Here is a 22,891-nt window from a genome sequence, read left to right on the forward strand (position 1 = left end):
CTGCTACCATCGTAACCGGTTACGGGTCCACGCCTCTTGCGCCGCTCGCCCAGTCCTCCCCATATCGGCGCCATGAGCGAAACAAATGCGTGGCACGGCACGACGATCCTCTCCGTGCGCAAATCCGGCAAGGTGGTGATCGCAGGCGATGGCCAGGTCTCGGCCGGCAATACCGTGATGAAGCCCAATGCCCGCAAGGTGCGCCCTCTGGGCGACGGCAAGGTGATCGCCGGCTTCGCGGGCGCCACCGCCGATGCCTTCACCCTGTTCGAACGGCTCGAGGCCAAGCTGGAGCGCCACAACGGCCAGCTGCTCCGCGCCGCGGTCGAACTCGCCAAGGACTGGCGGACCGACAAGTATCTCCGCAACCTCGAGGCAATGCTGATCGTCGCCGACAGGGAAGTGACGCTGGTCGTCACCGGGAACGGCGATGTGCTGGAGCCGGAGGGCGGCGTGGCGGCGATCGGCTCGGGGGGCAATTTCGCCCTGGCCGCGGCCCGCGCGCTCGTCGATTACGAAAGCGATCCCGAGAAGATCGCACGGGCCGCAATGAAGATCGCGGGCGAGCTGTGCGTCTACACCAACGACCGGCTGACGGTGGAAATGCTCGACAGCGACAGCTGAGCGCCGCATCGGCGGCGGCATGAAGTTCCGCCTCGACTATGATCCCCGCCGCAATCGCATCCTGATCGACATCCGCGATTTCTGGACGGTGGAAACCGTCCACGCATTCGCGGCGGCGGCCGGGGCAAAGGCGCAGGAGGTCCGCGGTCTGCGCGGCGATTACGACGTGCTGATCGATTCGCGCGACTTCCCGGTCCAGGCGAACGACGTCGCCGATCTGCTGCCCAGCATCGCCGAGGCCGGGCTGACGCTCACCTCGGGCCGCGCGGCCTCGGTCGTGGGCAGCCACCTCAACAAGCTCCAGGCCGAGCGCACCCAGACGCATCCCCGGATGCGGATATTCATGACGATGGAAGAGGCCGAGGCCTGGCTGGCGGAGCACGGCCGATAGGGCGCCTCCCCCGCGCGGGCATCGAGCACGCGGCCCATGAGTTCATCTCATGCCTCCCCCAATTCCAAACCGGGTTGAGCCGCTCCGCCCCGCGCTTACCCTGCGCGCCATGCAGATCGCCCGCCGCCCCCTGATCGCCTCCGCCGCACTGGCGCTTCCCGCCTGCACCGCGACGCCGCGCCCGTCGATGCGCGCCAGCGCCACGCGCGGCCCGCAATGCCTGCCCGCCGTCAACGTCGCGCCCGGGCGCGTCATCCGTACCGTCGCGGGCTTGCGCCCCTATCGCGCCCAGGGCTTCGTCGTCCGCGCCGAGCCGCTCGGCGACAAGCGCCTCGTCCATAATTACGGCCATGGCGGCGCCGGCATCACGCTGGGCTGGGGCACGTCGCGCCTCGCGGTCGATCTCGGCCTGCCCGGCCATGCCGGTCCGGCCGCCGTGCTCGGCTGCGGCATCGTCGGACTCACCACCGCACGGCTGCTCCAGGAGGCCGGCCGCCAGGTCACGCTCTATGCCGCACAGCTCCCGCCCCACACCACTTCGAACATCGCGGGCGGGCAATGGCACCCGGCCAGCCTCTACGATCCCGACCGGGTCACCCCCGATTGGATCGCGCAGTTCAAGCTGGCGATGGACTATAGCTGGCGGCGCTTCCAGATCATGGTCGGCGAGGAATATGGCATCCGCTGGGTGCCCACCTATTTCGAGATGCGCGACGATCCGGCGGGGACCGATGCCGAGCCCGATCCCGCCGCCGCCTATGAGACCGACAATGTGGTCCTCGGCCCGGGCGAGCATCCCTTTCCGGTGAAGCGCGTCCGCCGTTTCATGACCATGTATGCCGAAAGCGGCCATCTTCTCCGCCAGCTGATGCGCGATGTCCAGATCGCCGGCGGCCGGTTCGTGGTCCGCGATTTCGCCACGCCGGCCGATATCCTCGCCCTGCCCGAGACGCTGGTGTTCAACTGCACCGGCCTGGGCGCCGGCAAGCTGTTCGGCGATGCCGGGATCGAGCCGGTGCGCGGCCAGCTCGCCGTGCTGCTGCCCCAGGCCGAGGTGCAATATGCGGTTGCCGGGCAGATGGGCTATATGTTCCCCCGCGCCGACGGCATCATCTGCGGCGGCACGTTCGAGCATGGCGAATGGGATGCCACGCCCCAGCCGGAGCGGATCGCCAGGATCCTCGCGCGCCAGCAGGCCTTCTTCTCGGGGTTTCGCTGCACGGCTTGAAGCCGCGTGCCCGGCCCCCAACATCGGGGTTCGAAACGAACCCAGAGAACCCATTTCCCCAAATGAACGAGAATCTAACGCCCAAGGCGATCGTCGCCGCTCTCGATGCGCACATCATCGGCCAGAAGGACGCCAAGCGCGCCGTCTCGGTGGCGCTGCGCAACCGCTGGCGCCGCCAGCAGCTCTCCGCCGATCTGCGCGACGAAGTCACGCCGAAGAACATCCTGATGATCGGGCCGACCGGCTGCGGCAAGACCGAGATCAGCCGCCGCCTGGCGAAGCTCGCCGATGCCCCCTTCGTCAAGGTGGAAGCAACCAAGTTCACCGAGGTGGGCTATGTCGGCCGCGACGTCGAGCAGATCGCCCGCGACCTGGTCGAGGAAGCGATCCGGCTGGAGAAGGAGCGCCGCCGCGCCGCGGTGAAGGACAAGGCCGAGGAGGCCGCGATGCAGCGCCTGCTCGACGCGCTCACCGGCAAGGATTCGTCCACCGCCACGCGCGAGGCGTTCAAGCAGCGCTTCGCCGAAGGCACGCTCGACAATGCCGAGATCGAGATCGAAGTCGAGCAGGCCCCGGCCATGCCCTTCGACATCCCGGGCGGCGCGCCCCAGATGATCAACCTGGGCGAGATGATGAAGGGCCTCACCGGCTCGCCGCTCAAGCGCCGCAAGATGGGCGTCCGCGCGGCCTGGACCAAGCTCGTCGAGGAAGAGGCCGACAAGCGCCTCGACCAGGACGAAGTCAGCCGCGTCGCGCTGGCGGACGCGGAGGCCAACGGCATCGTCTTCCTCGACGAGATCGACAAGATCGCCGTGTCGGACGTGCGCGGCGGTTCGGTCAGCCGCGAGGGCGTCCAGCGCGACCTGCTGCCGCTGATCGAGGGCACTACCGTCGCCACGAAATACGGGCCGATGAAGACCGACCACATCCTCTTCATCGCCTCGGGCGCCTTCCATGTCGCCAAGCCCAGCGACCTGCTGCCCGAGCTGCAGGGCCGCCTGCCCATCCGCGTCGAGCTCTCGGCGCTGACCGAGGAGGATTTCGTCGCGATCCTCTCGGACACCAAGGCGAGCCTGGTCCAGCAATATGCGGCGCTGCTCGGCACCGAGGGCGTGCGGATCGACTTCACCGACGACGGCATCCGCGCGGTGGCGCGCATCGCCGCCGAAGTGAATGGCGAAGTCGAGAATATCGGCGCCCGCCGACTCCAGACGGTGATGGAGAAGCTGCTCGAGGACATCAGCTTCGGCGCCGAGGACCGCAAGGGCGAGACGCTGGTGATCGACGGCGCCTATGTCGACAAGCAGCTCGCCGCCGTGGCGCGGAACACGGACCTGAGCCGCTACGTGCTGTAAACGCGCGAAGCTGCTCCCCGATCGGGTTGAGGGTTTCCTCCTTCTCTCGTCATCCCCGCGCAGGCGGGGATCCAGAGTCGCGGGCGATAAGGCAGAGAAACCCTGGATCCCCGCCTGCGCGGGGATGACGGCTATTGGACCATCTTTGTCCGAAGGGGATAGTCGCCCGGGCAAATCGGGGCGGAATTTGCTTTCCCGATACCGGATGGCTTGCCACCATCCCCGCACGATTCGTTTCGCACGGGGACTCACATGAAGCGCCTGCTCGCCGCCGCCCTGCTCTCCACCGCCGCCGCCGTGCCTGTCCATGCGCAGACGACAGCGCCCGCGCCGCCCGTCGCCGCGCAGAAGCCGCACGCGGTCAAGGCGCCCTTCGGCGCCACCCGCAACGACGAATATTACTGGCTGCGCGACGATACGCGGAAGAACCCGGAGATGCTGGCCCATCTCAAGGCCGAGAATGGCTATGCCGACGCGATGCTCGCCGCCGAGAAGCCGCTGGCGGACAAGGTCTATGGAGAGATCATCGGGCACATCAAGCAGGACGACAGCTCGGTCCCCTATCTGAAGCGCGGCTATTATTATTACACCCGCTTCGCCGCCGGCGCCGACTATCCGGTCGTCGCGCGGCGCAAGGGCAGCCTGGAGGCGCCCGAGGAAGTGATCCTCGACCAGCCGGCCATGGCGAAGGGCCATAATTTCTTCCAGATCGCGGGCCGCGCGGTGAGCCCGGACAACCGGCTGCTCGCCTATACGCTCGACACGGTCGGCCGCCGCCAATTCGTGCTCCAGGTCAAGAACCTGGCGACCGGCGAGACCCTTGCGGACAGCATCCCCGATGTCGAGGGCGGCGTGGTCTGGGCCGATGACAACCGGACGATCTTCTACCTCGAGAAGGATCCCGTCACCCTGCTCTCCAAGCGGGTCAAGGCGCATGTCCTCGGCACGCCCGCCTCGGCGGACCGGCTGATCCACGAGGAGAAGGACGACACCTATTACATGGGCGTCGGCCGCACGACCGACGACCGGCACATCTGCATCTATCTGCACAGCACGGTCAGCGACGAGCAGCGCTGCGCCCCCGCGGCGAACCCGACCGCCTTCACGGTGATCGCCCCGCGCGAGCGCGACTTCCTCTATCAGGCCGATCATCTCGGCGACCGGTGGATCGTCCGCACCAACTGGCAGGCACCCAATTACCGGCTGGTGACGGTGGGCGACGCACATCTCGCCCGTGGCCGCGCCGCCTGGACGGACCTGGTTCCGGCCGACGGCGACGTGTTCATCGAGGATTTCAAGCCCTTCAGCGGCTTCCTCGCCGTCGAGGAACGCTCCCAGGGCAACAAGAAGCTGCGCATCCTCGTGCCCGGGGCGAAGCCCTTCCCGGTCGCGGCCGACGAGCCCGCCTACAGCATGGCGCTCGGCACCAACGAGGAGCCGGGCAGCGAATGGCTGCGCTACACCTATGATTCGCTGGTCACGCCCACCACGACCTATGAAGTGAACTACAAGACCGGCGAGCGCCGCGTGCTCAAGGTCCAGCCGGTGCCCGGCTATGATCCCGCGAAATACGTCACCGAGCGCGTCTGGGCCACTGCGCGCGACGGCACCAGGGTCCCGGTCAGCCTGGTCCATGCAAGGGCCTTCGCGAAGGACGGCACCGCCGCGCTCTTCCAATATGCCTATGGCAGCTACGGCTATTCGACCGATCCCGCCTTCTCGCCGATGCTCCCCAGCCTGCTCGATCGCGGCATGGTCTATGCCATCGCCCATATCCGGGGCGGCCAGGAAATGGGCCGCAAATGGTTCGACCAGGGCAAGGTGCTCAACAAGAAGAACAGCTTCACCGACTTCATCGACGTGACGCGTTTCCTGGTCGATCAGGGCTATGCTGCGAAGGGCCGGGTCGCGGCGATGGGCGGCAGCGCCGGCGGGCTGCTGATGGGCGGCGTCGCCAACATGGCACCGCAGGATTATCGCGTGATCGTCGCGCAGGTGCCCTTTGTCGACGTGGTCACCACCATGCTCGACACGTCGATCCCGCTCACAACCGGCGAGTTCGACGAATGGGGCAATCCCGCCGAGAAGCGATATTACGACTATATGCTGAGCTACTCGCCCTACGACAATGTCGCGGCGCGGGCCTATCCGGCGATGTATGTCTCCACCGGCCTGTGGGACAGCCAGGTGCAATATTACGAGCCGGCCAAATGGGTCGCCCGGCTGCGCGCGAAGAAGACCGACGCCAACCCGCTCGTCTTCCGCATCAACATGGAGGCCGGCCATGGCGGCAAGTCGGGCCGGTTCGAGCGCTATCGCCAGCAGTCCGAATATCTCGGCTTCGTGATGGACCGGCTCGACGTGGCGAAATGAGCCCCTCCGCTTCGCGGCGGGAGGGGCGCTATTTCGCCCGTTCGTAGGGCGTGAACTTGCCGAACATGCAATAGGCGCTCGGAATGCTCGAGCCCGGATCAAGCACGCGGAACCGGTCGTTGCGGCAGAGCTGCGATCCATGCACTTCCACGATCATCGTGGTGTAGGGCCGCAGGCCCGGGCAACTGCTCCCTAGATCGTTGCGCCACAGCGTCCGCCCCACCGGCTTGTAGAGGATGGTGCGGTCGTCGATGATCTGCGGGCCGTCGGAATCGCTCACGCTGATGCAGTCGCGCGGCGTGCCCGGCACCCGGTCGCCGAGCGCCGACGCCAGGTCGTTCCGCGCCTCCGCCTGTTGCGAGGCCTGCATCTCGCTGCTGGCGGCGCAGCCGGCCAGCGCGAGCATCGCGGCGATGATGGGTGCACGCATCCCGGCTCTCCTCATTTGGTATAGGGCACGAACTGGCCGAGCGCGCAGCTGCTGGTCTGGATGCCGCCGCCCAGTCGCGAACGGGTGCGGACGATGTCGCCCCGGCACAGCTGGCCGGACGTACTCTCGACCACCATCAGATCGTCGCTCGCCAGCCCGGTGCAGCTGCCGGTCACGTCGTTGCGCCACACTTTCTTGCGGCCCTCGATATAGAGGATCGTGTTCGGAAAGCCCTGCGTCTCGCCCATCCGCTCGCGCGGGATGCAGTCCTGCGGCTTGCCCGGAGCCAGGCCGGCGAGCGTCTTGGCGATCTTGGCCTCATCGCGATCGGCGGCCCGCTGCGGCATCGCGGCATTGGCGGCACAGGCAGCGGCGAGCGTGAGGATGGCTGGAATGGCGAAGCGGAACATCTCTATTCTCCTGTCGCCCCCGACCCTGCCATCATAACGCTTCGCCGATCAAAAGACATCCTTCGCCGCACGCCGCTCGGCAAGCTGGGCGGCGCTGACCGCGCGCAGGAAGGGATTGGTGGCGAGTTCGGCGCCGATAGTGGTGGGCACCGTTGCCTCGCCCGCCGCGCGGGCGGCGTTCACTTCGGCCATGCGCGCGCGGATCGCGACATTGTCCGGCTCGGCGACCAGCGCGTAGCGACCGTTGGACTGGGTATATTCGTGCGCGCAATAGACCTGCGTCTCGGGCGGCAGCTGCGCCAGGCGCCGCATGTTGCCGAACATCTGCTCCGCCGTGCCTTCGAACAGCCGGCCGCAGCCCATGGCGAACAGCGTATCGCCCACGAAGATCGCCGCGTCCCCCGCGAAATGATAGGCGATGTGCCCCGCCGTGTGCGCCGGCACTTCCAGCACATGGGCGACATGATCGCCGATGCGCGCTTCGTCGCCTTCCCGCACCAGCCGGTCCGCGGTCGGGATCTTCGCCGCCTCCGCCGCCGGCGCGATCACCTCGGCGCCGGTACGCGCCTTGATCCCGGCATTGCCGCCGGTGTGATCGGGGTGCCAGTGCGTGTTCCAGATCGCGGTGATCGCCCAGCCGCGCTCGTCCGCCTCCGCCAGCACCGGATCGGCGACGGCGGGATCAACCACGATCGTCTCGCCCGAGGCGGGATCATGGACCAGCCAGATGTAATTGTCGCTGAGGGCGGGGATGCGGGCGATCTGGAGCATGATGCCAGACTAGGATCCGAACTCGCTATCGGCAACGGTCGTGACGGAGCGGATTTTGGCGCGCAGGTAGGAGCGAGGAGGGAGCAATGCCTTTGCATCGTGACCCAAAGGGACTCCGGCTCGCGACGCCGCTGTGCGCCAAAATCCGCCCGCCCCGAAGGGGTCGCCCTGGGAAGGCTCCTGGACTTCGTCGGATCGCTTGCGCGTAGCGCCGCTACGCGGCTGCGCGCCCCTCCTCGCCAGCAGCCTTCCCAGGGCAATCACGGCCATTGCCGATAGCGAGTACGGACCCTAGGTCGGGGACTCATATTCCTTCAATCGTCATCCTCGCGCAGGCGGGGATGACGACGGAAAATCAGATACTTGTTTGGGTTCTCAACCTAGGCGCCCGCGCGCGCCTGCGCCAGTTCCGCGATCAGCCTGCCGACCAGCTCCTCCGCTCCCATGGCACGAACGCGGGCGACGCCGGTCCCCGCCCATAGCGGCGAATAGTCGCCCCGCCCGTCCGCCTCGGCATGGGCCCGCAAGGGCGCCAGCGCGTTGGAGCCATAGGGAAAGGCCGGCACCTCGCCCCGGACCGGCCCCAGTTCGCGCATCAGCCGGTTCACCAAGCCCTGCGCCTCGCGGCCCGAGAACAGGTTGGTGAACTCGGTCGGTACCCGGGTTCCCAGCAAGGCGCGGAACGGCGCGGAGATCGCGCTCTCCCGCGCCGCGAGAAAGGCAGTCCCCAGCTGCGCCGCGCACGCGCCGGCCGCCAATGCCCAGGCGATGTCCGCGCCATCGACGATCCCGCCCGCCGCGATCACCGGCACGGCGATCTTCTCCGCCAGCAAGGCGGCGAGCGGGGTCGGCCGATGCCGATCGCCAAGGAACCAGCCCGAATGCCCCCCCGCCTCCGCTCCTTGCGCGATCACCGCGTCGACGCCCCGCGCGGCGAGCCAGCGCATTTCCTCAGGCGTGGTCGCATTGCCGAGCACCAGCGCGCCGGTGCCCCGCACCCGCGCGAGCAGCGCTTCCTCAGGCAGGCCGAAATGGAAGCTGACGATCGCCGGCCGCGCCTTCTCGACCGCCTCGCACAGCGCTTCGTCGAAGGGCCGGCGCAGCGGCGGCGCGGCGCCGGGCGCAACGCCTTCCTCGGCATAATAGGGTGCGAGCAGGGCATGCCAGGCGCGCTCGTCGGGCATGGGCTCAGGCAGCCGGTGGCAGAAGAAATTGAGGTTGAGCGGCCCCGGCGCCGCAGCATGCACCTCCGCCACCTGCGCAGCCAGCTGCGCGGGCGTCAGCATCGCGCACGGCAGCGATCCCACCGCGCCGCCCCGGATCGCCGCGATCGCCAGCGCGGCGGCGCCGGCGCCCGCCATGGGCGCCTGCACGATCGGGGCACGCGCCCCGAGCGCTTCGAGAAAGCCTACCACTGCCCCGTATTGGGCATCGAAGCCCAGGGCTCGGCCGGTGCCAGCCGGTCGCCGGCCTGGAGCAGTTCGATCGAGATGCCGTCCGGAGTGCGGACGAACGCCATATGGCCGTCGCGCGGCGGACGGTTGATCGTCACGCCGCCGTCCAGCAGCCGCTCGCACGTCGCGTAGATATCGTCGACCCGATAGGCGAGATGCCCGAAATTGCGCCCGCCGGCATAGGTCTCGGCCGGGCTGCCGTCCTCGGCCGGCCAATTATAGGTCAGCTCCACCTCGGCATCGGCGCGCTGGCCCTCGCCGTTCGAATCCTCGTCGGCCGCCAGGAAGATCAGCGAGAAGCGCCCCTGCTCGCTGTCCATCCGCCGCACCTGCTTGAGGCCGAGCAGCTCGAAAAAGGCGATCGTGGCGTCGGGATCCGTCACGCGGATCATCGTGTGGAGATAGCGCATGCGGCTGGAGATAGGCGCTCTACGCCCCTCCCCGCAAGGGAGGGGTTGGGGGCAGGTGGACGACCGCGAAACGGCACCGCGCACGCTTTCGTCGCGGCATCGCCACGACGCGCTCCCTCCCCTGCAGGGAGGGGAAGCATTTCACTTCTCCGTCGCCGAGAACTGCTCCAGCGCCTTCCTCGCCGCGCTCGCGATGTTGGTGCCCGGCGCCAGCTCGATCGCCCGGTTCCAGGCGGTCCGCGCATCGGCTTCGTTGTCGCTCGCCGCAGCGACGTTGCCGGCCTCGAGCTGGATCGAGGGATCGTCGGGCGCACGCCGCAGCGCCTCGGTAATGTCGCGGGCCGCCCGGCCCAGGTCGCCCGCGCGCCGGGCCAGCGTCGCGGAAAGCAGCCAGGCGAGCGGATCCTTGTCGGCATAGGTAAGCGCCTTGTCGATGTCGCTGCGCGCGGCTTCCATGTCGCCCGCCGCCACCATCGCCCGGGCCCGGTCGAGATGCGCCTCGCCCAGCTCGAGCCCGGCCAGCGTGCCCGTCGCCAATGCCGCGTCGATCGCCGCGCGCGCCTTTGCCGGATCGCCCGCCGCGATCCAGGCATTGCCCGCCGAGGCCCAGTAATTGGGCGCGCGCGGGTCCTTGCCCGTCTCCGCCTCATGCGCAGCGTCCTCGAACGCGCCGGCCGCCGCCGCCCATTTCCCCTGGTTCGCATAAGCCACGCCCAGACACTGGCGCGCGAGCACGCCGCCGCCCGTGGTGCGCCACTGGATCGCGTCCGCCTGGCCCTTCACCGGATCGCCGGTCGCCAGATCCATGCACTGGGTGAAGCGCGGCGGCTCCTTCTCCGGCGCGGCGGGCGCCGGCGCCGCCTGCGCCGCCACGGCCTGCAGGGCGAGGATCAGGAAAGGGAACATAGGGCGAGCACTTCCTCAAGCGCGCGCACGATCAGGGCCAGGTCCTGCTCGCGCGAAAATCGATGTTCCGCGTCCTTGACCAGCAAAGTCTGCACCATGTCTGAACGGATCGCCGCCGCGAGCCGCGGAGCATGTTCCCAGGGCACTTCCTTGTCCTTCTGCCCGTGCAGCAGCCGCGCCGGGCCGCCCCAGGCGATCGGCTGGACGAGCACGCGGTTCGCCTCGCCCGATGCCCAGAAGCCGCGGGTGGTGACGGTCGGCCGGTCGCCATAGTCATTGGGCGTCTCGATGCGCCCGGTCTGGAGCAGCGCCAGCTTCTGCTCCATGGTGAAGCCCCAGTCGGTGAAGTCCGGCGCCGCGGCGATGCCGACCATGCCGGCGACCATTTCCGGCCGCGCCTTGGCGATCATCGCCATGATCCAGCCGCCCATCGACGAGCCGACCAGCACCACCGGCCCACGCACCACTTCGTCGATCATCCGGAGCGCGTCGTCGCGCCAGCTGGCGAGCGTCTCTTCCTCGAAGCTGCCCTCGCTCTCGCCGCAGCCGGCATAGTCGAAGCGCAGATACGCCCGGCCGTTCGCCTTGGCCCATTGCTCGAGGTGCAGCGCCTTGGTGCCCTGCATGTCCGAGGCATAGCCGCACAGGAACATCACTGTCGGGCCGGTGCCCGGCATGTGGTGATAGGCGAGCGCGGGGCGCGGCGGGGCTTCGGCGGCGGCGGTCTGGGGGGCGTCGGTCATGGAAGTGGGATAGCGACCCAAGAGAGCCCTTAAAACCCTCTACCGCCTGCGGGAGAGGGTGGCCGCGCGAAGCGCAGGCCGGGTGAGGGCCAGTGCGGGAGACAAGCGCGTCCCTCACGGCCCGCAAACACCCTCCCCCTTCCGCCGCTTCGCGGCTCCCTCCTGCTCCCGCAAGCGGGAGAGGGATTGACTGGAGAAGGAGCTAGATATTCCCCGAAAACGTATCGCACTGGGCCGGATCGCCTGTGTCCAGGCCCTTTTTCAGCCAGGCCATGCGCTGTGCCGAGGTGCCGTGGGTGAAGCTCTCGGGCACCACCGTGCCCTGGGCCTTGCGCTGGAGCGTGTCGTCGCCGATCGCGTTCGCGGCGGTCATCCCCTCCTCGATGTCGCCCGGCTCGATCCGCTCCTTGTTGCGCGCCGCCCAGACGCCGGCGAAGCAATCCGCCTGCAGCTCGAGCCGCACCGACAGCGCATTGCCCTCGGCCCGGCTCGCCCGCGCCTGGAGCTGCGAGACCTTGCCGGAAGTGCCGAGCAGGTCCTGCACGTGATGCCCCATCTCGTGCGCGATCACATAGTCGCGGGCGAAATCGCCCTTGGCGCCGAAGCGCTGCTCCAGCTCCCGGAAGAAGCTGGTGTCGAGATACACGCCCTGGTCCGCCGGGCAGTAGAAGGGACCCACCGCCGAGCTCGCCGAGCCGCAGCCCGAATCGACCTGGCCCTGGTAGAATTTGATCGTCGCCGGCCGATAGGATCGTCCGCCCTCGCGGAAGATCGCCGCCCAGGTATCGTCGGCCAGCCGCATCACCCGGCACGATTCGAGCCGCTCGCCCGTGCACACTTGGCGCCCGCTCTGCCCCGCGGTGGGCGACTGGCCCACGCCGCTGCCGGCGCCGCCCGACGAGAGCAGCCCGCCGCCACCGCCGCTGCTCATCGCGAAATAGGCGATGGCGATCAGGCCGATGATCGCAATGCTCCCGCAGCCCATGCCGCGGCCGAGCACCAGCGGGAGCAGCCCCAGCAGCGGGAAGCCCCCGCCGCCACCGCCGCCGCCGCTCCCCAGGTCCTGGGCGTTGTCGGTGGGATCGATATCGTCGAGCCGCATCGGGATTCCTCTTCGTTCGCTGCCCGCAACAATGCCTCAGCCGACGTTGCGTTGCACGCCGCGCGGCATATGAAAAGATGCACTTCCCTCGGCCCATGGTTTCGGCCAAGGCAGGATCATGGCAGACGCCGAGTCACGTCCCCGCCGCCAGGCCCCCGGCCTCCCATTGCCGGATACGGTCGCGCTGGTCCTGCAAGGCGGCGGCGCGCTCGGCGCCTATCAGGCGGGCGTGATCGACGAATTGCAGGGCGCCGGCATCGAAGTCGACTGGGTCGCCGGCATCTCGATCGGCGCAGTCAATGCCGCGCTGTTCGCCGGCAATCCGCCCGAGAAGCGCATCGCCGCGATCCGCACCTTCTGGGAGGATGCCACCGCCGCGCTCCCCGATTTCTCGCTGCCCATGAACGACGCGGCGCGTGAGCTGAGCCACGAATGGGCGGCCGGCATGGTCATGCTCGGCGGCGTGCCCGGCTTCTTCCGCCCGCGCCTGCTGCCACCCGGCTTCGCCGTTCCCGGCACGCCCGAGGCGCTGAGCTTCTACGATACCGCGCCCCTGCGCGAGACGCTCGACCGGCTGGTCGACTGGGAGCTGCTCAACAAGGGGCCCGTCCGCCTCTCGGTCGGCGCGGTCGACATCAAGAGCGGCAATTTCCGCTATTTCGACACGCGCGACGAACGGCTCGACGCGCGCCACATCATGGCCTCGGGCGCGCTGCCGCCGGGGCTGCCGCCGGTGGAGATCGACGGTGCCTGGTATTGGGACGGCGGCCTGGTCTCGAACACGCCGCTCACGCACGTCCTCGACCGCCAGGATGCCGAGACGCTGATCTTCCAGGTCGACCTGTTCCCCGCCGCCGACGAGCTGCCGCGCACGATCACCGACGTGCTGGCGCGGGAGAAGGAGATCCGCTTCTCCAGCCGCACCCGCGCCGTTTCGGACGAGCGGATGCGGCTGCGCCAGGAGCGCCAGATGGTCTGCCGCCTGCTGAGCAAGCTGCCGCCCGAGCTGCTGGAGGATCCCGAGGTGCAGGCGGTCCGCGCCCGGGTCTCCGAATATCCGGTCAGCCTCGTCCACCTGATCTACCGCGCCAATGCCTGGGAGGGCGGCGCGCGCGACTTCGAATTCTCGGCGCGCTCGATGCACGAGCATTGGCAGGCCGGGCGCATGGCAGTGGCGGAGACCATGGCCAATGCCCGGCTCGTCGCCCAGAACATCCTCGACGGCAACACCGCCGCCTTCGATCTCACCCAGAAATGATCTTCCCCCGCTTCCCCCTTTTTCGTCATCCCCGCAAAGGCGGGGATCCAGAGTTGCAGGCAATGCCGCTTGTTACCCTGGATTCCCGCCTGCGCAGGAATGACGGTGTCTAGCCAAGGAGTATCCCATGTTCCTCAAGGGCAAGTCCGCGATCGTCACCGGCTCCACTTCGGGCATCGGCCTCGCCTATGCCAAGGCGCTGGCGGCCGAGGGCGCGAGCGTGATGATCAACGGCTTCGGCGACGCGGCGGCGATCGAGAAGGAGCGTGCCGCGCTCGAAGCGACGAGCGGCGCCAAGGCGCTCTACGACGCTGCCGACATGACCAAGCCCGATCAGATCGCTGCGATGGTCCAGCGCTGCCATGACGAACTCGGCGGCCCGCACATCGTCATCAACAATGCCGGCATCCAGCATGTCTCGCCGATCGAGGATTTCCCGGTCGACAAATACGACGCGATCATCGCGATCAACATGTCCTCGGCCTGGCACATGACGCGCGCCGCGGTGCCGTTCATGAAGGCGCAGAAATGGGGCCGGATCATCTCTACCGCCTCGGCGCACAGCCTGGTCGCCAGCCCCAACAAGAGCGCCTACGTGATGGCCAAACACGCCATTGCCGGGCTCACCAAGACGATCGCTCTCGAAGTCGCGACCAGCGGCGTCACGGTCAACTGCGTCTCGCCCGGCTATGTCTGGACCCCGCTGGTCGAGAACCAGATCCCGGACACGATGAAGACGCGGAACATGACCCGCGAGCAGGTGATCAACGACGTGCTGCTCGATGCGCAGCCGACCAAGGAGTTCGTCCAGCCCGAGCAGGTCGCCGCGCTGGTGCTTTTCCTGTGCCGGGACGAAGCGGCGCAGATCACCGGCGCCAATTATTCGATCGACGGCGGCTGGACCGCGGCCTGAGGAAAGGGCGTAGAAGGATGAAGGGGATCCCAGCCGCCGCGCTGATCGCGCTCGGGCTCACCGGCTGCAGCGTCTATCGCGAAGCCACCGCCACGCGCCCGCCCGCCGGCTGGAGCTGGCGCAAGGTGATGACCGAAGACGATGCCGATCGCATCCGAAACTGGCGCCAGGCCTGGGACGACGCGCTCGCTCCGGCCAAGGCGGCGGCGCCCGCCGCGATCGCGGCCGACGCGGATCTGTTCGATCCCGATCGCGCGCTGGGCGCCGCGATGCCGCCCGCGGGCGAATATCGCTGCCGCACCTTCAAGCTCGGCTCGCAACAGCCGCTCACGCCCTATTTCGCCGCCTACCCCGCTGGCCGGTGCCGCATCACCGTCCAAGGCCCCGAGACGCACTTCGTCCGTCTCGACGGCGAGCAGCGCCCCGACGGGCTGATCTACACCAACACCGACGCCCGCCCGATGTTCATCGGAGTGATGGTCCTGGGCGACGAGACCGCCCCCCTGCGCTACGGCGTCGATCAGACGCGCGACATGATCGGCTATGTCGAGCGCATCGGCGAGCGGCGCTGGCGGCTGGTGCTGCCCTATCCGGGCTTCGAATCGAAGCTCGACGTGATCGAGGTCACGCCGGCGGAGTGAGCGGAACGCAGCGTGCGCTCCCTATTCCCGCAGCCCGAACTCCTTGACGATGAAGGCATGGAGTTCCGGCGCCTTCGCCTTCACATTCTTGCGCCGGAAGGGCGGGCGCGCGGCGCTGCCATGGAGCACCACGCTCGCCGTCATCGCGAAGAATTCGAACGGATTGGTCAGCATATAGGCCCCGGCCGGCCAGAGCCCGCTCGCCTTCGCCTCGCGATAGAAGCGCTGCACGTCGGAATTCTGCTGCCCGCCCGGCATCCTGAGCAGCTGCCAGCGATGGATCAGTTCGTGGAGCAGCACCGGGTTCTCCGCCGGCTGCGTCTCGCGCGCGAAGAACACGCCGCGCGGCCCCGCGCGCGTCCTGGTGCCCGGCTGCAGGTCCACCGTGATCACCTGGCTCGCGAAGAACTCGCGCGCCGCGTCCGACACCCGGAGCGCCTTCACCAGCGCGATCTGCGCGGCAAGCGATGCGGCGATCGCGGGGGTCTGCTCGCCGCCCTGCCAGTCGATCGCGAAATCCTCGGCCGCCCGTGCCCGGGCCGGCAGCGCCAGCAGCGCGGCGCCGGCAAACAATGCCCGGCGCGAGAGGTTTGACAGCCCGGCATCCCCACGCGACATTCGAGCCTCCATGCAGCGGGGAACCTTATGCTTCGATTCACCCTTCTCGCAACTGCGATGAGCTTTTCCACGCCCTCCGCCGCCGATCCGGTGCACGACGCGACCAAGGCCGCGCTGCCCCGGCTCATGGAATTCTATCGCGATTTCCACGCCAATCCCGAACTCAGCCTCCATGAGGTGAAGACCGCCGCCACACTCGCCGAGGAAGCGCGCAAGGCCGGCTATGAAGTCACCGAGAAGGTGGGCGGCACCGGCGTGGTCGCGATTCTGCGCAACGGCCCGGGCCCGGTCGTGCTGATCCGCGCCGATATGGACGGCCTGCCGGTGACCGAGGCAACCGGCCTGCCCTTCGCCTCGAAGGTGCGCACCACCAACGACGAAGGCATCGAGACCGGCGTGATGCACGCCTGCGGCCACGACACGCACATGGCGAGCTGGATCGGCACGCTGCGCAACCTCGCCGCGATGAAGGCGAAGTGGCACGGCACTGTCGTCATGATCGCCCAGCCCGCCGAGGAGCGCGGCATGGGCGCCAGGGCGATGCTCGACGACGGGCTGTTCACGCGCTTCCCCAAGCCGCAGTTCGCGCTCGCCTTTCACGACAGCGCCAGCCAGCCCGCCGGCCAGATCGGCGTGACGCCGGGCTATGCCCTGGCGAATGTGGATTCGGTCGACGTGCTGGTGAAGGGCGTCGGCGGCCATGGCGCCTATCCGCAGACCACCCGCGACCCGATCGTCCTCGCCGCGCGCATCGTCACGTCGCTCCAGACCCTGGTCAGCCGCGAAGTCGATCCGCAGGAAGCCGCCGTCGTCACCGTCGGCATGATCAAGGGCGGCTCGACGCACAACATCATCGGCAGCGACGTGACGATGCTGCTCACCGTGCGCAGCTTCAAGCCCGAGGTCCGCAAGCTGCTGCTCGACGGCATCGCCCGCATCGCGAAGGGCGAGGCGATCGCCGCCGGCGTCCCCGACGACCGGATGCCCGAGATCAAGGTGCGCGACAATTTCACGCCGGCCACCTTCAACACCCAGCCGCTTTCGGACCGGATGAAGACACTGTGGACGACACGCTTCGGCAAGGACCGGGTGGTCGAGACCCGCGCAGTGATGGGCGGCGAGGATTTCAGCCGCTATTGGCTCGCCGACAATTCGATCCAGAGCCTGATCTTCTGGGTCGGCGGCGTGCCGGCGGACAAATGGGCCGCATCGGACAATGGCAGGAAGCCGCTTCCCTCGCTGCACAGTGCCTATTGGGCGCCCGACGCCGAAGCGGTGATCGGCACCGCGACCGAGGCGATGACCGCGGCGACGCTGGATATCCTGAAGAAATAGGCATTGCGGGGGCGCTCGGGGCGGGGGCCCTCGGAGTCGGAGCGTCTCTTCCCACTATCATTGTCTGACCCGGGACCGGGATTGCGGCAAGCCGGGGTCCCCGTTCCATGAAGCTGCCCTCGATTCGCAAACGAGGGAGCAGATGCACATGATCTATTATCACGGCACGCGCGCGGACCTGGGGCCCGGCGACCTGATCGCCGCCGGCCATGCCTCCAACTACGGCACGCGCAAGGCAGCCGCCTGGGTCTATCTCACCGGCACGCTGGACGCGGCGATCTGGGGCGCCGAGCTGGCCCGGGGCGAAGGGCGCGAGCGAATCTACATCGTCGCGCCGACGGGCGAGATCGTCGACGATCCCAATCTGACCGACCGGAAATTCCCCGGCAATCCCACCCGCTCCTATCGCTCGCGCACGCCGCTGCGCGTGATCGGGGAAGTCGCGGCGTGGGAGGGGCATTCGCCGGAGCAGCTGCGACACATGCGCGAGGCGCTGCAACGCCTGGAGGCCCAGGGCATCCAGGCCATCGACTGAGGCTCGCGCGCCGCACCCGGCCACGCATCGGGTGCGGCGTCAGCGGCACTCCACGGTGAGGTGCCCCAACTCGTGCACCGGTGCCAACCGCGCGCGGACCGTATCGGCATCCACGCCGACCACGCTGACGATCGCCGCCCGCGCCTCCGGCCCTACTCGCCAAACATGCAGATCGACGATGCGTGCATCCCCGGTCTCGACCAGTTCGCGCACCTCTTCGGCGACATGCGCGTCGGTCCGGTCGAGCAGCACCGTCGCAGTGTCGCGCATCAACGTCCACGACCAGCGCGCGATCACCACCGCGCCGACGATCCCCATCGCCGGATCCATCCAAGCCCAGCCCAGGTAGCGCCCGGCCAGCAACGCCGCGATCGCCAGCACCGAAGTCAGTGCATCGGCGAGCACATGAACATAGGCCGATCGCAGATTGTTGTCGTGCGCCTGCCCGTGCTGGTGCCCATGGTGATCATGCTCGTGCCCGCGATGGTGATGATGTCCGCCCGAGAGCAGGAAGGCGCTGGCGATATTGACCAGCAGCCCGAGCACCGCGACGATCGCAGCCTCGTTGAACGCCACCGCAATTGGCTCGAACAGCCGCAGAAGCGATTCCAGTCCGATCGCGAACGCGATCAATCCGAGCGCCATCGCGGAAGCGAAGCCGGCCAGGTCGCCTACCTTGCCCGTCCCGAAGCTATAGGCGGCGCTGCGGGCATGCTTCCTAGCATAAGCGTAAGCGGCGGCGGCCACCGCCAGCGCCCCGGCATGCGTCGCCATATGGAAGCCGTCGGCGAGCAATGCCATCGATCCGGTCCAGTAGCCGGCGACGATCTCGCCGATCATCATCCCCGCGGTCAGCAACACCACCCAGAGCGTCCGCCGGGCATTGTCGTCATGCGAGGCGCCAAGGAACACATGCTCGTGCGCCAGCGCATCGATCTCGGAAAGCGTCGCCATCTCGGATCCTATTTCGAATAGCGGCGTATCACCGCCAGAAGCTCTTCCGCGCCCTGCGCGCGCTCGCCATCGCTCAGCCCCGGTGCCGCGACATGCGCAGCGAGGTGATCGGCGATGATCTCGTCGAGCAGCCCGTTCACCGCGCCGCGCACTGCGGCCACGAGCTGCAAGATCTCGGCGCAGTTCGCGTCACCCTGCATCGCTCGCTCGACTGCGTTCACCTGCCCGCCGATCCGGCGAACCCGCGCGAGCAGCGCAGAATTGTCATGGGAAAAATGAGCCATACCAATACCCCCTATAGGTATATGGGCGCGTGGTAAAGCTCAGCCTGCGAGCGGCAGGAAACACTCCACCGTACTCGCCGGCAGCCGCGCGGGCTGCAACGTGTCGGCATCGAGGCAGCACCAGCGCGATTTCACTTCGGCCAGCGTCTCGGTGCCCCGGCGGATCACGGTATCGTAGAAAGCGCTCTCCCGCTTCACGCTTTCCAGCACCACCGTCGCAATCAGCGCATCGGCCAGGAAGGCGGGCCTGCGATAGGTGATGTCGTGCCGCACCGCGACCCAGCGGTGCGCCGCCACTGCCTCGGGGGGCGCCAGTGCTTCCCAATGATCGACCACTGCGGCCTGCACCCAGCGAAGGTAGATTGCGTTGTTCACATGCCCCAGCGCGTCGATGTCGTCCGCCTCGATCCGGATGGCGTAATGGTGCGGCCTGCTCCGCATCATGCGATTCCGTTCGGTAGGCGGCGCGCTTCGGCGAGCAGGCGATCGGCTATGTCGCGGTAGAATCGGCAGACCTCGGCAAGATCGGCAGCGGAGACGGCAAGCTCCCCGCCCACCGCCACGCGCCGCAGCGCGCCGCCCTCGCCATGCCAGCCGATGGTCATCGCCGTGTCGTCCTGCCGATCGCCGCGGCGCACCGCGCCGCCGCAGTGGAACAGGCAATTGCGCGAATGCGCGAGCGCCACCAGCCGGGCATGGTCGGGATTGGGCACCCGTAACGCGCGCCGCAGGCGGGCGAGCTTGTTCGCGGTATTCCGCTCGCTGTCCGGCAGCGCGATGCCGCGGCACTGCGCCGCTTCGGCAACAAGATGATTGAGAAAACGATCGAGCTCGCGCAGCCCGTTGCCGATCACCTTGGCCCGGTAGCGGCCCTTGATCGCGCGCTGCGCAGCGCCGGGGCCGCCCAGGCCGAGCCCCAGGAAATGCGATCCGCGCCGCAGCGTGGCATGGGCCCGGATCAATTCCGGGCTGGTGACGGTAACGGCATCCCGCGCCGCGCCGTGCCTCACTGCGCCCCGCGGCGCGCGTTGATCGCCTGCTCGACGGCGGCGAAGCCCTCGGCACTCGCGATGGCGATGTCGAGCGGGCGCCCGCCCAGCGAATCGTCATGCCCGTTGAGGAAAGTGGTGGCACCGTCGCGCCCCAGCGCTTCGAATGCGATTCGCGCGATCCGCCCCTGGCGCTCGGCGCCTTCGGGCGAGAGGCGGTTCTCGGAGAATTTGCGGCGGAAACCCGCGGCCCGCGCCGGCTTCGCCGCGCCCTCCCCCGCGGGATCCTGTGGCGCCATGTCGACGTCCAATGTTCCAGCCCCCTTGCGTAAGCGGGAGCACGGTGGTCTCTCCAGTCGCGGGCGCCTACGAACGGAACTGCCAGCGATAGCCGCAGCCTAGCGAGCCCTGCCCGGAAAGGCCACCCAAGATCGGGCTGGCCGATGGCATTAGCTGAACTTATGCTCCGGCGCCGATGGTCCGCCCCCACCTTCCCCTCAATGCCCTGCGCGCCTTCGAGGCGTCGGCGCGCCACCTCAGCTTCACCCGCGCCGCGATCGAGCTGTGCGTAACCCAGGCGGCGATCAGCCACCAGGTGAAGGGGTTGGAGCAGCGGCTGGGCACGCAGCTGTTCCGCCGGCTGCCGCGCGGACTGGCGCTCACCGACGAGGGGCTGGCGCTGCTTCCCGCGCTCGGCGACAGCTTCGATCGCATCGCCGAGCTGGTCGAGGGCATCGCCAGCGGCGGGGCGGCGCAGCTGCTCTCGGTCGCCGCGGTGGGCACTTTCGCCACGGGCTGGCTGCTCCCTCGGCTCCCCGCCTTCCACGCAGCGCACCCGCGCATCGATCTCCGCCTGTTCACCAACAACAACCGAGTCGACCTGGCCGGGGAGGGGCTCGACCAGGCGATCCGCTTCGGGGCCGGCGCCTGGCACGGCACCGAAGCCGTGCCGCTGATCGAGACGCCGCTGACGCCGCTCTGCACGGCCGAGATGGCCAGACGCCTCTCGGACCCCGCCGATCTGCTCGCCATGCCGCTGCTGCGTTCCTATCGCGCCGATGAATGGCCGCGCTGGTTCGCCCAGGCCGGCATCGCGCCGCCCCCGCTCCGCGGCCCGGTGTTCGACAGTTCGCTGGCCATGGCGGAGGCGGCGATCCAGGGCATGGGCGTGGCGCTCGCCCCGCCCGCGATGCTCACGCGCCACCTCGAGCAGGGCCGTCTGGTCCGGCCGTTCGCGCTGGAGGTGGCAACCGGCCGCTATTGGCTCACCTGGCTCCAGTCGCGCGCGCCCAGTCCCGCGATGGCGGCCTTCCGCGCCTGGATCGAGGCCGAGGCAGGCATGGCTGCCGCCTGACTCCGGCGCCCGGGAACGCATTGAGCCGGGGGCGCCGATCTGGGATAAGCGACGCATCAAGGAGGCCCGTCATGCTGCGCAACCTCTTGTCCCTCGTCCTGCTGCTCATTGCCCTGCCCGCCACGGCACTCGCCCAGGCGCCGCGCAATGCGCCGGGCACCCTGATTTCCGCCGATCCGGTCGCCGGCGCGCCCGAGACCATGCGAAGCTGGCGCATCGCCTATTGGACCAGCGACGCGGGCGGCCGGGCGATCCGCGTCACCGGCATGCTTGTCGCCCCGCGGGAGCGCGCGCCCTCGCCCGGCCCGCGCCGGGTGATCGCCTGGACGCACGGCACCTGGGGCGTGGTCGAGAAATGCGCGCCATCGCTGAGCCCCGGCTTCTGGCAGGCGACGCCTGCGCTCGCGGACATGATCGCGCGCGGCTATCTGGTGGTCGCGCCCGATTATCCCGGGCTCGGCTCGCCCATGGCGCATCCCTATCTGATCGGAGTCGATACTGCCCGCTCGGTGCTCGACGCTGTGCGCGCGGCCCGCGCGCTGCCGGAGGCGCGGGCCGGCGCCGATTTCGCGGTCTGGGGAGAATCCCAGGGCGGCCATGCCGCGCTGTGGACCGCCGTCGAAGCCGCCCGCTATGCGCCCGAGCTGCGCCTGCTCGGCACCGCCGCCGCCGCCCCGCCCACCGATCTCGCTGCCAATCTCCGCCTGGGCAGCGACGCCAATGTCCGCGCGATGCTGGCGGCCTATGCCGCCTATAGCTGGTCCCAGCATTTCGGCCATCCGCTCTCCAGCCTGTTCAACAAGACCAATGCCGGCGTCGCCACCCGGCTGGCGCGCAACAACTGCATCGAGCTCGGCAAGAAGCCGCGGCTCGGCACCATCCTCGGCATCGCCGCGATCCGGGGCGCGCTGCGCAACAAGGACATGGCCGCTATGCCGCCCTGGGCGGGCATCGCCCGCGCCAACAGCGTCGCGCCCGGCGCGGTGTCCGGTCCCCTGCTGATCGTACAGGGAACGGCCGACACCGTAGTCGCGCCGGCAGTGACGCTCGCCTTCGCCCGCCAGCGCTGCCGCACCGGCGCGCCGCTCCGCTACCTGTCGCTGCCCGGCGGCGACCATGCCGCCGCCACCCGCGATGCCGGCGCCGCCGCGGCGACGCTCGACTGGATCGACGCGCGCTTCGCCGGACAGAAGCCGCCGAGCGATTGCGGGCGGATATGAAGCGGCGCCCGCACCGGCTCCTTGCCCCGGCGCTCCCGTCCAGCGCGCCCTTGACGGCGCCGGCTCAAGATACGCCGACAGGCCATGGTTGTAGCGAAGTGGTGGCGATCGGGCGAGCGAAGGGCCCCAGGGCCTGCGGCTCGCCGCCCGATGCGGCTGACCCGTCTCACTCCATCGCCAGCGCGTTCACTGCATCCTCGCGCTTCTCGGGTGCGCCGGCAAAGCCGCGGCGGCCGGCCCTAGCCCAGGCCGATCTTCGCCAGGATCCGGCCGATCACGCCCTTGTCTCCGCCCTGGGCCAGCCTGGCTTCCCTTTTCGGGTCGTAGCCCGAGCTTTCGGGAAGGTCGCCGCCGCGATGGCTGTGCACCGGCTGGGTCGAGGCGGGCGGATCCGATGCGTCCATCGATTCGTCGAGCGCACGGTCTAGCCGGGCCTCCTTGCTCTCGGGATTGCGCGCCAACCGCTCGGCGATCGATTCATCGGTGCCGGCATCGGCCGATTGCGCAGCCGCGCGCTTCGTTTCTTCATCCGGGCCCGGTGCCGCCGACAGGGGGTCCAGCGCCGGGTCGATCGGGTTCGCGTCCATGACTCA

At 68.9% G+C, this 22,891-nt stretch carries 27 protein-coding genes; 12 read left to right on the forward strand and 15 right to left on the reverse strand.

Features of this window, described 5'->3' with window-relative positions:
• Positions 1-72: 72 nt before the first annotated feature.
• The 5 genes from hslV to FFS08_RS19295 all read left to right on the forward strand — a co-directional run bounded on the left by hslV (position 73) and on the right by FFS08_RS19295 (position 5,971).
• A complete protein-coding gene (gene hslV, locus FFS08_RS19275; RefSeq protein ID WP_137864076.1) occupies positions 73-624 on the forward strand; it encodes an ATP-dependent protease subunit HslV in 552 nt (183 codons plus the stop codon).
• A 19-nt stretch (positions 625-643) separates the two neighbouring features.
• Positions 644-1,015 (forward strand): hypothetical protein, encoded by a 372-nt coding sequence (locus tag FFS08_RS19280; protein WP_137864075.1) that lies wholly within the window; start codon positions 644-646, stop codon positions 1,013-1,015.
• 109 nt (positions 1,016-1,124) lie between these two features.
• The gene (locus FFS08_RS19285) at positions 1,125-2,243 is read left to right on the forward strand and encodes an FAD-dependent oxidoreductase (protein WP_249341334.1); all 1,119 of its coding nucleotides are present in this window, start codon (positions 1,125-1,127) and stop codon (positions 2,241-2,243) included.
• 62 nt (positions 2,244-2,305) lie between these two features.
• Complete coding sequence (gene hslU, locus FFS08_RS19290) at positions 2,306-3,598, forward strand: ATP-dependent protease ATPase subunit HslU (protein WP_137864074.1); 1,293 nt, start codon at positions 2,306-2,308, stop codon at positions 3,596-3,598.
• A 252-nt stretch (positions 3,599-3,850) separates the two neighbouring features.
• Positions 3,851-5,971, forward strand: a complete 2,121-nt coding sequence (locus tag FFS08_RS19295; protein ID WP_137864073.1) for a S9 family peptidase — start codon at positions 3,851-3,853, stop codon at positions 5,969-5,971.
• A gap of 28 nt (positions 5,972-5,999) precedes the next feature.
• On the opposite strand, the gene FFS08_RS19300 is transcribed toward FFS08_RS19295, so the two are convergent.
• From FFS08_RS19300 to ypfJ, 8 genes are all read right to left on the reverse strand, one after another.
• Positions 6,000-6,401, reverse strand: a complete 402-nt coding sequence (locus FFS08_RS19300) for a DUF6491 family protein (RefSeq protein WP_249341217.1) — start codon at positions 6,399-6,401, stop codon at positions 6,000-6,002.
• An 11-nt stretch (positions 6,402-6,412) separates the two neighbouring features.
• Complete coding sequence (locus FFS08_RS19305) at positions 6,413-6,811, reverse strand: hypothetical protein (RefSeq protein WP_137864072.1); 399 nt, start codon at positions 6,809-6,811, stop codon at positions 6,413-6,415.
• 48 nt (positions 6,812-6,859) lie between these two features.
• Complete coding sequence (gloB, locus tag FFS08_RS19310; protein WP_137864071.1) at positions 6,860-7,582, reverse strand: hydroxyacylglutathione hydrolase; 723 nt, start codon at positions 7,580-7,582, stop codon at positions 6,860-6,862.
• 380 nt (positions 7,583-7,962) lie between these two features.
• Positions 7,963-8,997, reverse strand: a complete 1,035-nt coding sequence (locus tag FFS08_RS19315) for an NAD(P)H-dependent flavin oxidoreductase (RefSeq protein ID WP_212742043.1) — start codon at positions 8,995-8,997, stop codon at positions 7,963-7,965.
• Positions 8,991-9,446: a VOC family protein gene (locus tag FFS08_RS19320; protein WP_137864070.1), complete on the reverse strand. Its 456-nt coding sequence runs from the start codon at positions 9,444-9,446 to the stop codon at positions 8,991-8,993. Before FFS08_RS19320 ends, FFS08_RS19315 begins: the two co-directional genes overlap by 7 nt.
• 141 nt (positions 9,447-9,587) lie before the next feature.
• Complete coding sequence (locus FFS08_RS19325; RefSeq protein ID WP_137864069.1) at positions 9,588-10,352, reverse strand: tetratricopeptide repeat protein; 765 nt, start codon at positions 10,350-10,352, stop codon at positions 9,588-9,590.
• The gene (locus FFS08_RS19330; RefSeq protein ID WP_137864068.1) at positions 10,337-11,095 is read right to left on the reverse strand and encodes an alpha/beta fold hydrolase; all 759 of its coding nucleotides are present in this window, start codon (positions 11,093-11,095) and stop codon (positions 10,337-10,339) included. Before FFS08_RS19330 ends, FFS08_RS19325 begins: the two co-directional genes overlap by 16 nt.
• A gap of 202 nt (positions 11,096-11,297) precedes the next feature.
• On the reverse strand, positions 11,298-12,197 hold the full coding sequence (gene ypfJ / locus FFS08_RS19335) for a KPN_02809 family neutral zinc metallopeptidase (RefSeq protein WP_137864067.1): 900 nt from the start codon (positions 12,195-12,197) through the stop codon (positions 11,298-11,300).
• A gap of 118 nt (positions 12,198-12,315) precedes the next feature.
• Here ypfJ and FFS08_RS19340 point away from each other — a divergent pair, with 118 nt between their 5' ends.
• From FFS08_RS19340 to FFS08_RS19350, 3 genes are all read left to right on the forward strand, one after another.
• Entirely contained in the window at positions 12,316-13,455 is a 1,140-nt protein-coding gene (locus tag FFS08_RS19340; RefSeq protein ID WP_137864066.1) for a patatin-like phospholipase family protein, read from the forward strand.
• 127 nt (positions 13,456-13,582) lie between these two features.
• Positions 13,583-14,368 (forward strand): 3-hydroxybutyrate dehydrogenase, encoded by a 786-nt coding sequence (locus FFS08_RS19345; protein WP_137864065.1) that lies wholly within the window; start codon positions 13,583-13,585, stop codon positions 14,366-14,368.
• 17 nt (positions 14,369-14,385) lie between these two features.
• Positions 14,386-15,009 carry a DUF4893 domain-containing protein gene (locus FFS08_RS19350; RefSeq protein ID WP_137864064.1) on the forward strand — a complete coding sequence of 208 codons (624 nt, stop codon included), beginning with the start codon at positions 14,386-14,388 and terminating at the stop codon, positions 15,007-15,009.
• Between the two features lie 21 nt (positions 15,010-15,030).
• Here the strand turns inward: FFS08_RS19350 and FFS08_RS19355 are convergent, their stop codons facing one another.
• Positions 15,031-15,627, reverse strand: a complete 597-nt coding sequence (locus FFS08_RS19355) for a hypothetical protein (RefSeq protein ID WP_137864063.1) — start codon at positions 15,625-15,627, stop codon at positions 15,031-15,033.
• Between the two features lie 27 nt (positions 15,628-15,654).
• On the opposite strand from FFS08_RS19355, the gene FFS08_RS19360 reads away from it, so the two are divergent.
• Together FFS08_RS19360 and arr are read left to right on the forward strand one after the other, a co-directional pair.
• Entirely contained in the window at positions 15,655-16,962 is a 1,308-nt protein-coding gene (locus FFS08_RS19360) for an amidohydrolase (protein ID WP_137864062.1), read from the forward strand.
• A gap of 142 nt (positions 16,963-17,104) precedes the next feature.
• A complete protein-coding gene (arr, locus tag FFS08_RS19365; protein WP_137864061.1) occupies positions 17,105-17,497 on the forward strand; it encodes an NAD(+)--rifampin ADP-ribosyltransferase in 393 nt (130 codons plus the stop codon).
• Between the two features lie 39 nt (positions 17,498-17,536).
• On the opposite strand, the gene dmeF is transcribed toward arr, so the two are convergent.
• Genes dmeF through FFS08_RS19390 form a run of 5 tightly spaced genes read right to left on the reverse strand, consistent with a single transcriptional unit; the run spans position 17,537 to position 20,035 of the window.
• A complete protein-coding gene (gene dmeF, locus FFS08_RS19370) occupies positions 17,537-18,451 on the reverse strand; it encodes a CDF family Co(II)/Ni(II) efflux transporter DmeF (protein ID WP_137864060.1) in 915 nt (304 codons plus the stop codon).
• A gap of 8 nt (positions 18,452-18,459) precedes the next feature.
• Positions 18,460-18,735, reverse strand: a complete 276-nt coding sequence (locus tag FFS08_RS19375; protein WP_137864059.1) for a metal/formaldehyde-sensitive transcriptional repressor — start codon at positions 18,733-18,735, stop codon at positions 18,460-18,462.
• Positions 18,736-18,774: 39 nt separating this feature from the next.
• Positions 18,775-19,179 carry an acyl-CoA thioesterase gene (locus FFS08_RS19380; protein WP_137864058.1) on the reverse strand — a complete coding sequence of 135 codons (405 nt, stop codon included), beginning with the start codon at positions 19,177-19,179 and terminating at the stop codon, positions 18,775-18,777.
• On the reverse strand, positions 19,176-19,745 hold the full coding sequence (locus FFS08_RS19385) for a hypothetical protein (protein WP_137864057.1): 570 nt from the start codon (positions 19,743-19,745) through the stop codon (positions 19,176-19,178). The genes FFS08_RS19380 and FFS08_RS19385 overlap by 4 nt, the downstream gene beginning before the upstream one ends.
• Positions 19,742-20,035 (reverse strand): hypothetical protein, encoded by a 294-nt coding sequence (locus tag FFS08_RS19390; RefSeq protein ID WP_137864056.1) that lies wholly within the window; start codon positions 20,033-20,035, stop codon positions 19,742-19,744. The genes FFS08_RS19385 and FFS08_RS19390 overlap by 4 nt, the downstream gene beginning before the upstream one ends.
• Positions 20,036-20,199: 164 nt before the next feature.
• Between FFS08_RS19390 and FFS08_RS19395 the strand changes: the two genes are divergently transcribed.
• Positions 20,200-21,078, forward strand: a complete 879-nt coding sequence (locus FFS08_RS19395; protein WP_137864055.1) for a LysR family transcriptional regulator — start codon at positions 20,200-20,202, stop codon at positions 21,076-21,078.
• 71 nt (positions 21,079-21,149) lie between these two features.
• The gene (locus tag FFS08_RS19400; RefSeq protein ID WP_137864054.1) at positions 21,150-22,298 is read left to right on the forward strand and encodes a lipase family protein; all 1,149 of its coding nucleotides are present in this window, start codon (positions 21,150-21,152) and stop codon (positions 22,296-22,298) included.
• 239 nt (positions 22,299-22,537) lie between these two features.
• Here FFS08_RS19400 and FFS08_RS19405 read toward each other — a convergent pair whose 3' ends face one another.
• Entirely contained in the window at positions 22,538-22,885 is a 348-nt protein-coding gene (locus FFS08_RS19405) for a hypothetical protein (RefSeq protein WP_137864053.1), read from the reverse strand.
• Positions 22,886-22,891: the final 6 nt, after the last annotated feature.

This window comes from Sphingomonas sp. 1F27F7B (assembly GCF_005503355.1).
Lineage (GTDB): Bacteria > Pseudomonadota > Alphaproteobacteria > Sphingomonadales > Sphingomonadaceae > Sphingomonas.